An 8928-nucleotide genomic window follows, 5' to 3' on the forward strand; every position below is an offset into this window, starting at 1 on the left:
CTCAGCAATCTGCAACGGTTGGCTGTTTGGGCAGGCAGCACAATAATCAAAGTCATAACATAAGTTGATTCCATGCAAAACACGGCAGATTTACTCCCCAAAATAGACTCGCCGAGTCTTCCCAAAAAGCAACCGGCACCCCCAAATTACGAAGCAGCCGATCGCCAATTTGTCAATTTGCTAGAAGTCGAGGATTTAGACAAGACGGTGGCGACAAAACCGTTACTTGTCAGCGATTTTGAAAGCGCGATCGCCTTTGCAATTCAAGCAGCTTACCAACAGGAACCGGGCGATGAGGCCGCTCACCGCTTCTTGCAGCGCGTGCTTTACCGTATCAACCGCCTCAACTTGTTTTGGTACGACGATTTGCGCCGCTACAACAATGAACGATCGCACTATTTGCGTTCCGTGCGCGATCGCATTGAGGAACCTTGGCAGCAGTGGGAAATCGCGCAAATCGACGTTGCAGCGCTGCAAAAATTGCCGGATGTCAAGCAAGCCCTGCGCGATCGCGCGGCCGCCGATGTCGATCCTCCTTTGAACGAGAGCGATCGCTATTTGCGGGAACAGATGACTGAAGAGGGATACAAACACCTACTGGCGATCGCCTCCTTCGACGGTTTAGTGGAAGCCAGCCGTGTTTCTCGCATCATCGGCGGTGCCGGCAACGAAATTCAGTGTACCCTTACGCGAGTGCTGATCGAAGAATACGGTGGCGGTCGCCTCCCCCGCAAGCATTCGACCTTTTTTGCTCAAATGCTGGCTGAATTCGATATGAGTACGGAACCGGAAGCGTACTTCGATTTAGTGCCTTGGGAAGTGCTCGCAAGCATTAATCACAACTTTCTGCTGACGGAACGCAAGCGCCATTTTCTGCGCTACAACGGCGGACTAACTTATTTTGAGGTGGCGGGGCCTGTCGCTTACCGCAATTATCTAGCCGCCGCCCAGCGTCTGGGCCTCTCGCAGGCTGCGATGGGTTATTGGGAACTGCACATCAAAGAAGATGAGCGTCACGGCCGCTGGATGTTGGATGAAGTGGCGATCCCGCTGGTTGACAGATACCCGCAGGAGGCGTGGGAGCTGGTGTTGGGGTACGATCAGGAGAAGTCGATCGGCGATCGGGCTGGGGCTGCTGTAGTGCGATCGATCCAAGCTGCAGAACGGAATTAACAGCTATATCCTAGGGTGGGTCAGAGACTGATGCACCCTATATCTTGCACCGTTCTCAATAAGCCTTTTAGGAACAGGCTTTTCGGCCTGTTCCACAAAGAGTGTATTTCTTGTGGAACAGGCATCTTGCCTGTTGCTGACCATAGTGGAACAGGCATCTTGCCTGTTGCTAACCATAGTGGAACAGGCATCTTGCCTGTTGCTGACAATGGTGCAACATCCCAGATGCACCTTACCAGGCCTGTATTTTAGAATGCTGTCATTAACTTAATGAGCTCGATCGACAAATCTCTTTGCGACTTTTGGTGCTTCTTAAACAAAACTCCAGCCAGCAGATAGATGTTTTCCGAATAAAAAGCCATTCCCTGTTCTCTGAGAGTGGCGATCGCGCTTTTCACCTTGGGTTCCGAGCTATAATAGCCAAAATTTAAAGGTGCAATTTCAAAATTCGCAACCGAGTAGCCTCGATCCAAGGCATAATCGATCAAACCCACAGGATTAGAATAGCTAGAAACCATCAGCAAAACTTCGTCGCTGCCCAAAGACAAAAGTTTCTTAGCAATTGTCGAACCATCACTCCCTCCGTGCAACAGCGGCTGGTAAATCTTATCATCCACCGCCGGCAAGTAAGGCGGATTTGAGATGACACAATCCGCCGACTCGTATAAAGGCGAATCAAAAAAAGAGCAATTGTTGACTGTGTATCGTTCGCTCAGTTCATATTGCTTAATTTGAGACTGAGCAATTTTCCAAGCTACATTATTTAGCTCAAATCCCTGTATTGTCCCATCAAAATCACTTCTCAGCAAAGACTTAATAACAGGACTTCCCTCTCCTGAACCAAACTCTACGATAAGTCGAGAATTGTCACTAGCATTTAACACTAAACTTTCCAAGCAGTGCGCGTAAAAATCCGATTCTTCCGGGCAGTGGAATACCTGTTTCAGAGGATGGGATGAAGTGAGCATAAATTCTGTAACCAAGTTGACTATTTTAAAAGTATCGAATAAGTAATATTCCAGCCATCTGTCGCAAGAGCTATTTTCTCAACTTGTACAATCTATCTATTCCTGTTTTACCTTGTGCGATCGAATAACTATTACTGCCGGCAGATTATCCAATTAACTAGATTAATCCGATTGACAGATTGCAATTAGAGCGATTGCTGGTGAGATAGTACCTAAGCAAATAATTGTAAATTTTAATAGTGTCAGATATGACCTTTTTTAATTATTCAGTTCCCCCTCTGCGCCGGAAACAGATTAACATCGAACTTCAGGATTTAGAAGGGCTTTGGCAGGTTCAGTTTCCCCTTGGCAAAGATCGATTTTATTCACAATTTTATACTTGTCTCGATCGAACTTGCTTGCTGTGGAGCTTGCTGTTAATAGCCATGTTCGGCACAGCACAATTTTTTTCTGTGAGTTGGATGCTGCAAGCCGGTTTGTGGTCAGCGCTCAGCCTCGTAGGTACAGCAGCAATGGTAAGCATGACATACTCTTGGGTCACAATAGAACGCCTGATTTGGGTGCTTTACGGTTGGGTAATACTAATGTTATTAGGATTGCTGCTGACCGATTTAGCAATTTTTCTCAGTTGGGGAAAAGTATTGGCGAATCTCTGTCCCCTGTGGTTGGGAATGAGCGGAATTGGGTATTTGGGGACTGGATTCGCAGTGCGATCGCGCGCGCTTTTAGCGGCAAGTTTATTTCACCTGTTGGGAATATTAATTTTACCTTACACGGGGGGTTGGCTTTTCCTATTTACGGGAGCCATAATGGTATTTAGCTTGCTCGTTTTAGCCGAATTGCAATGGGATATGCGCCAGCCTATGAACAGGCTCGATTAACTTGTGTACCACCGCGATTCCAACAGCTATCTCCAACAGCTATCAACGTCAAGCATTAACCACAAGTGATGAGTAGATTGCTAATGACTCATGATATCATGCCCGCTAGCATAACGTCACTGCGATTGGTGGGTAGTGAGGATGCTTCGTTCTCATCAAAACTTGAGGAATGAAGCCCTCACTACACAGCGAATAGGGGTTATGTTAGCGGACACGATATTACTAAAGGGTGATAACTAATTGCCACCAGACTGTACAGATTTGCGGGTTTGGTTAGTATCATCACCCTTGTGATGCCACGTGCCACCTTCTTGAACATATTCAGATTTTACACTGTTCCAAGCAACGCTAGTAGCACCATCTGCGCTCATTCCATCTTCGCTAGCGCTCTTAAAAGCAGCCTGAAAAATTTGTTTAGCTCCTTGGGGGAGTTCTTGTGCTTCCGAAGGTAAGGTGTCAAATTGTTGTTCTGGCATAATGACCTCTAATTATTAAACATAAATGTAATCTTATATACGAGAAGCAACTACTTTCCTCTCTCTAAAAGCAAGTTTTAAACCGCATTTTTCTCATTCTGAGGACAGATGTAATATTAAATTTATTCTGCTCCTCGAAGGCAAGGGGCTTGCGGTTGCTGGTTGGGCAGGATTTGGGTAATTTCCTTGCTTAAACATCGATTAATATGATTTCGGCTTTTTAACTTGCGAACTTAGAAAAAGCAATTAACGTTAGATAGCGAATTCTGGTAATAATTCGATGCAGCATAGTTAAAGTCCGCTTGGGAAAGGTGTTAGAGAACAAGCGCTCTCTGGCATAGTTTTCGCTTGACTATCTCAGAGTTTAGCCGATCGCACTCACAAGCAATTCTCACGAGTGCGCCGCCGCTGGTTAATTTAATCTCGCGCGGGTCGGACTCGGATAGCCCTCAGTTCGCCTTCCTGTTTGAGGCCACTCAAATCCCAGTCAAAAGCCTTGCTGCTAGGGGGTTGCAGGTGTTCTGGAGACTCTGATCGGTCGATCGGGCGTTTTGAGATAATTTAGTTTCTGGGAAAGTTTGAACGGTATTCTGCCAGTGCCCAAATTGCCAGCAGCAAGTTAAGGAAAAATAGCGATCAAAAAATTTTTAAACTAACTCATCTGGCGCAGTGCTAAGCCAAAATTGATGGTGATAAAATCAATAATTTCTGGCTCAAAGCACCAGCCGCCGGAGAAAATTTATAGGAAGAAGCGGCCGCTTGTCTCAGAAACCGGGTTGATGCTTATATGTCTCGTTACTCAACCCAAAATTTTTCAGATCAACCCGCTTTTTATCCCCCGTACACAAATTTTTAGAGAGCTAGTCTGCCGCTCAATCAAATTTCATCCACCACCTGAAATAAAAAGCCATTTTGTCAAATATTCCTAAAGATGAATGGCGAAGTTGAAGCATAAGTAATAGCTTATAAACTGTTAACGTAGCGGTGTAATTAATCAGGGAAAAATCATCAAGGGAACGGGACTAAATTTGCCCCCTTACCTTCATTATTCCGCAGCGAAGGTTAGAAAATTTGCACGTTACGCTGTCAATTTGACCCTGCGGTTTTGGCATCACAAGCGATCGCAGCACTCTATGCAAAAGCAAGCATTACCATGAAATCTTCTAAATTGTTGAAAGTTGTTTTAGCAAGCGCTTGTACTTTAGGTTTAGCAACGGTTTCCTTAGCAGTGCCTGCTTCAGCCCAGTCGGGCGGTGCTGGCGGCGGTGCTGGCGGCGGTGCTGGCGGTAGCGCCGGCACAGGCACAAGCGGTACAAGCGGTACAAGCGGTACCGGTACAACAGGCACAAGCGGTACAAGCGGTACGAGTGGCACCGGTACAAGCGGTACAACGGGTACAAGCGGTACGACAGGCACAAGCGGTACAACGGGTACGACTGGCACGGATACAACCGGTACAAGCGGTACGAGTGGCACCGGTACAAGCGGTACAACGGGTACGACTGGCACCGGTACAAGCGGTACAACGGGTACGACTGGCACGGATACAAGCGGTACAACGGGTACAAGCGGCACGGGTACAACGGGTACAACGGGTACAACCGGTACGAGTGGCACTGGTACAACGGGTACAACGGGTACAACGGGTACGACTGGCACGGATACAACCGGTACAAGCGGTACGAGTGGCACGGGTACAAGCGGTACAAGCGGTACCGATACAACCGGTACAAGCGGTACAACGGGTACGACTGGCACGGGTACAAGCGGTACAACCGATACCACTGGCACCGGCACAAGCGGTACAAGCGGTACAAGCGGTACGAGTGGCACCGGTACAACGGGTACAAGCGGTACAACTGGTACGACTGGTACAACTGGTACAACCGATACGACTGGCACGGGTACAACTGGTACGACTGGTACAACTGGTACAACCGATACGACTGGTACAACTGGTACAACCGATACGACAGGCACCGGCACAACTGGTACAACTGGTACGACAGGCACCGGCACAACTGGTACAACCGGTACAACCGATACCACATCGACGCCGGCTGATACTAATTCTGGAGTTTTGAGTGCTCGGCGCGATAGCCCCAACAATTTCGGGTGGCTGGGTGCCTTGGGCGCCTTTGGTTTGATCAACTTGTTTCGGAAAGGCAGTACACCCTCCCATCGGTAGTTTCGGGCGATTCCCTACGAGATAGTTTCACACGCGCGGACTTTTGAAAACAACTTAGAGGCTTAGAAATTCATGACTTCACTCAATCGCAAAAATTTGTTCAAAAAATTGGTAACAGTTGCCGGAATTGCCGGCGTTAGTTCCTTGATAGCTGTGCCGGGATTCGCAGAATTAAACCGCCAGACTAACGGCTTCAACCAGTCGGGCGAGCGAGTTTTTGAGCTTGCTGATAACGACTTAAACGATCCTAATTCTCCGGGACCTCCTGTTACAGATCCTAACAACAACAACAATCCTGGCGGTTCTCCCAACACTCCAAATACTCCCACCAACAACACTCCCGGTCGTTCTCCAAATACCCCCACCAACAACACTCCCGGCCGTTCTCCAAATACCCCCACCAACAACACTCCCGGCCGTTCTCCCAACACTCCAACAGGTGGCGAAACCTCGCCTAATTCTCTCAGCAGCAGAGACAGAACCTTTGTCATGCAAGCAGGTCAACTGGGTATGCTGGAAGTGGAACTTGGCAGATTGGCAGTGCAGCGCGGTTCTAGTGCTAGTGTGAAACAATACGGGCAAGAAATGGTTGAGGAACACACTCAAGCAAATAAAGAATTGATGCAGTTAGTAATGCAAAAGCAGGTTGAATTGCCAACCGAGATGAGTACGCAGAACACAGCTTTGATGAAGCGACTTTCGGGACTCTCCGGTAGAAGTTTTGACACTGCTTACAAGCAGGCTATGATCGAGAGCCACAATCAGGCTATTGCTCTGTTTCAAGCTCAATCTCAACAGGGACAAGATCCCGAGTTGAAGGCTTGGGCCACCCAGAAGTTGCCGAACCTTCAAGCGCACTTGCAAATGGTTAACCAAATGTTGGCAGATACCAGCCAGCCCAAATAGGAGGTAGAGGAGGTAGAGTGCGATAGCGTAAAACGCGATCGGACTCTACCTTTTGTGAGCCGAGAAGGAACAGTAATAAATTCTTTTAAACGCTATAATTTTTGAGAACAATGGAAGATTTTATCCGCAACTTGTTGGGCAGCAATATTACAGCAACGTGGCTGTTGTTAATCGTAGGTTTTTGCTGGATGGCTTACATACCCGGCCGCCTGAGAAATTAAAAATTATTAATTAAAAGTTCAAAATTAAGTAGGTAGGCGCAAATAAACCTTACCATCCAACAGACCTATTCTAGGGTGCCTCAGAGCCTCAGATTTTCTAGGGTATTTCATGCGCTCTCTCCGGGGCACCCTACAATTTAGTCTAAATTAATCATTTTTTAACAGACAGGCGTTCGATCGCCCGATCGCGGAAACAAGCAAGTGCGATCGGGCGATCGAATTTCACCGCAGATTTATTCAAACAACACAAAATTAATTAGTCCTCAGTGTCCACAAAAACACTCACAGCCGCCACAGCGATTAGCATTTCATCATTTTTATCATTCAGAGAGGCGATCGCCCTTCCTGGCACAATCATGCCCCCTTGCTCCACAATCAGAGTTTTGCTGCCGAAAGGGAGCACCGCCAACACCTCCTGTTCCCGCACCTGTTCCGGGTAAGGAACAGCCACCTTAACCTCAACAATCATCTGATTCGGGTCAGTCAAACCTGCCACTTCCCAGACCCCCAGCAAAGCATTGTGGGCGATCGCATTCCGTACAGCCCTTGCACAGGCTACAGTCGGTTCCTGCCCGTGCTGGTCTATACCCATCCCCATTTCAATGATGAAACATTTACGTGCCATTGTTGCCCCTTGGTTGATTTTTGTTTGTAGTCGATCGCACTTTTTGCCAAAACAATTATCAACCAAACTGACCGCTCTCGATATTATTTTATAAATTGATATCACAACAAAAGAATAATACCAGTCTTAAAAAACAATCCAACTGTAGGCAAGCTTCAAACCCTTATGAAATCAGTCCTTCTCAATCTCAAATCTCAAATGGTATAACTTATGGTAATATAACCAAATTCAGCTTTCCTCGCGGACTGCCAAACTCATCGCCAGCTTGAATCATGGATAGTTTTCTACCAATTGCCTACTTTCAAAACCAATTTCTCCCATTTACCGACGCCAAAATTTCCATAGCCACCCACGCACTGCACTACGGAACCGGAGTTTTAGGCGGGTTGCGGGGAATTCCCGACCCCCAAAATGCCGATCGAATATTGCTATTTAGATTAGACCGCCACTGTCAAAGATTAAGTCAAAGTGCCAGCTTCCTTCACTGCGATTTACCAGCCAGCAAAATCCAACAAATAATTATTGATTTTGTCCAGAAAAACCAACCAACAAAATCATTTTATATCCGCCCTTTTATCTACACATCCAGTTTAGGAATTGCCCCCCGACTGCACAACGTAGAAACCGACTTTTTTGTCTACGGATTAGAACTTTCAGACTATTTGCCAAAAGAAGGAGTCAACTGTAGAATTAGCTCTTGGTATCGGCAAGAAGACCGCAGTTTGCCCTTAAGAGGTAAAATTAGCGGCGCTTACATCACCTCAGCTTTAGCCAAAACCGAAGCAGTAGAATCCGGCTTCGACGAAGCTATTATGATGAACACTCAGGGAAAAGTCAGCGAAGCTTCAGGAATGAACATATTTGTCGCCAGAAACGGTAAATTAGTTACTCCCGGTTTCGATCAAGATATTCTCGAAGGAATCACCAGAGACAGCGTAATCACAATCGCCAGAGACTTAGGAATTGAAGTCATAGAAAGACCCGTTGATAGATCGGAACTGTTGATTGCAGACGAAATTTTCCTCTGCGGAACCGCCGCGAAGATTACGCCAATTAAGCGAGTAGAAAACTATCAATTGCCCAAAAACCGACCCATCACCGAAAAGATTTTGGACAAACTAACCGGGATTATCGAAAATCGCGACAGCAAGTATAAAGACTGGGTATTTCCGATTAATCTTAATTAACCGAAAATACCTGTCGTCGTAGAAGCGAGTTCACTCGTGTACTCGTTACTCGTTACCAGGCTCTGCCTGGTAAAGCAGATCAGGAGGCTCTGCCTCCACATTTCATGGCAGCCACTCGAGGCAGAGCCTCTGGATATCGGTTCCCAGGCAGAGCCTAAGAACCAGTTGTTGTCTAGCAGGCATCTTGTACTCGTTACCTGTCGTCGTAGAAGCGAGTTCACTCGTGTACTCGTTACCAGGCTCTGCCTGGTAAAGCAGATCAGGAGGCTCTGCCTCCACATTTCATGGCAGCCACTCGAGGCA

General features: G+C 47.0%; 9 protein-coding genes. 6 read left to right on the forward strand and 3 right to left on the reverse strand.

Features of this window, described 5'->3' with window-relative positions; all coding sequences use genetic code 11:
- Window positions 1-72 precede the first annotated feature (72 nt).
- Window positions 73-1173, forward strand: a complete 1101-nt coding sequence (locus QUA00_RS09680) for an iron-containing redox enzyme family protein (RefSeq protein ID WP_333409475.1) — start codon at window positions 73-75, stop codon at window positions 1171-1173.
- A 126-nt stretch (window positions 1174-1299) separates the two neighbouring features.
- Entirely contained in the window at window positions 1300-1425 is a 126-nt protein-coding gene (locus tag QUA00_RS09685) for a hypothetical protein (RefSeq protein ID WP_333409476.1), read from the forward strand.
- Here the strand turns inward: QUA00_RS09685 and QUA00_RS09690 are convergent.
- Window positions 1422-2141, reverse strand: a complete 720-nt coding sequence (locus QUA00_RS09690; RefSeq protein WP_333279881.1) for an SAM-dependent methyltransferase — start codon at window positions 2139-2141, stop codon at window positions 1422-1424. The two genes, QUA00_RS09685 and QUA00_RS09690, sit on opposite strands and share 4 nt — an antisense overlap.
- 248 nt (window positions 2142-2389) lie before the next feature.
- Between QUA00_RS09690 and QUA00_RS09695 the strand changes: the two genes are divergently transcribed.
- Window positions 2390-3022 carry a hypothetical protein gene (locus QUA00_RS09695; RefSeq protein WP_333144660.1) on the forward strand — a complete coding sequence of 211 codons (633 nt, stop codon included), beginning with the start codon at window positions 2390-2392 and terminating at the stop codon, window positions 3020-3022.
- A gap of 236 nt (window positions 3023-3258) precedes the next feature.
- On the opposite strand, the gene QUA00_RS09700 is transcribed toward QUA00_RS09695, so the two are convergent.
- Window positions 3259-3498: a ChaB family protein gene (locus tag QUA00_RS09700; RefSeq protein WP_333144661.1), complete on the reverse strand. Its 240-nt coding sequence runs from the start codon at window positions 3496-3498 to the stop codon at window positions 3259-3261.
- Window positions 3499-4651: 1153 nt separating this feature from the next.
- On the opposite strand from QUA00_RS09700, the gene QUA00_RS09705 reads away from it, so the two are divergent.
- Together QUA00_RS09705 and QUA00_RS09710 are read left to right on the forward strand one after the other, a co-directional pair.
- Window positions 4652-5686, forward strand: a complete 1035-nt coding sequence (locus QUA00_RS09705; RefSeq protein WP_333144662.1) for a hypothetical protein — start codon at window positions 4652-4654, stop codon at window positions 5684-5686.
- Window positions 5687-5758: 72 nt separating this feature from the next.
- Window positions 5759-6592: a DUF4142 domain-containing protein gene (locus tag QUA00_RS09710; RefSeq protein WP_333144663.1), complete on the forward strand. Its 834-nt coding sequence runs from the start codon at window positions 5759-5761 to the stop codon at window positions 6590-6592.
- Between the two features lie 477 nt (window positions 6593-7069).
- Here the strand turns inward: QUA00_RS09710 and QUA00_RS09715 are convergent, their stop codons facing one another.
- Window positions 7070-7438: a Lin0512 family protein gene (locus QUA00_RS09715; RefSeq protein ID WP_333168719.1), complete on the reverse strand. Its 369-nt coding sequence runs from the start codon at window positions 7436-7438 to the stop codon at window positions 7070-7072.
- Window positions 7439-7710: 272 nt separating this feature from the next.
- Between QUA00_RS09715 and QUA00_RS09720 the strand changes: the two genes are divergently transcribed.
- The gene (locus QUA00_RS09720) at window positions 7711-8625 is read left to right on the forward strand and encodes a branched-chain amino acid transaminase (protein WP_333409477.1); all 915 of its coding nucleotides are present in this window, start codon (window positions 7711-7713) and stop codon (window positions 8623-8625) included.
- Window positions 8626-8928: the final 303 nt, after the last annotated feature.

It is taken from the genome of Microcoleus sp. T2B6 (assembly GCF_036700475.1).
Lineage (GTDB): Bacteria > Cyanobacteriota > Cyanobacteriia > Cyanobacteriales > Microcoleaceae > Microcoleus.

Bases quoted from the DNA above. Each gene is read 5' to 3' on its own strand.
- QUA00_RS09680 (WP_333409475.1), top strand. From the start codon at position 73: ATGCAAAACACGGCAGATTTACTCCCCAAAATAGACTCGCCGAGTCTT.
- QUA00_RS09690 (WP_333279881.1), bottom strand. From the start codon at position 2,141: ATGCTCACTTCATCCCATCCTCTGAAACAGGTATTCCACTGCCCGGAA.
- QUA00_RS09695 (WP_333144660.1), top strand. From the start codon at position 2,390: ATGACCTTTTTTAATTATTCAGTTCCCCCTCTGCGCCGGAAACAGATT.
- QUA00_RS09700 (WP_333144661.1), bottom strand. From the start codon at position 3,498: ATGCCAGAACAACAATTTGACACCTTACCTTCGGAAGCACAAGAACTC.
- QUA00_RS09705 (WP_333144662.1), top strand. From the start codon at position 4,652: ATGAAATCTTCTAAATTGTTGAAAGTTGTTTTAGCAAGCGCTTGTACT.
- QUA00_RS09710 (WP_333144663.1), top strand. From the start codon at position 5,759: ATGACTTCACTCAATCGCAAAAATTTGTTCAAAAAATTGGTAACAGTT.
- QUA00_RS09715 (WP_333168719.1), bottom strand. From the start codon at position 7,438: ATGGCACGTAAATGTTTCATCATTGAAATGGGGATGGGTATAGACCAG.
- QUA00_RS09720 (WP_333409477.1), top strand. From the start codon at position 7,711: ATGGATAGTTTTCTACCAATTGCCTACTTTCAAAACCAATTTCTCCCA.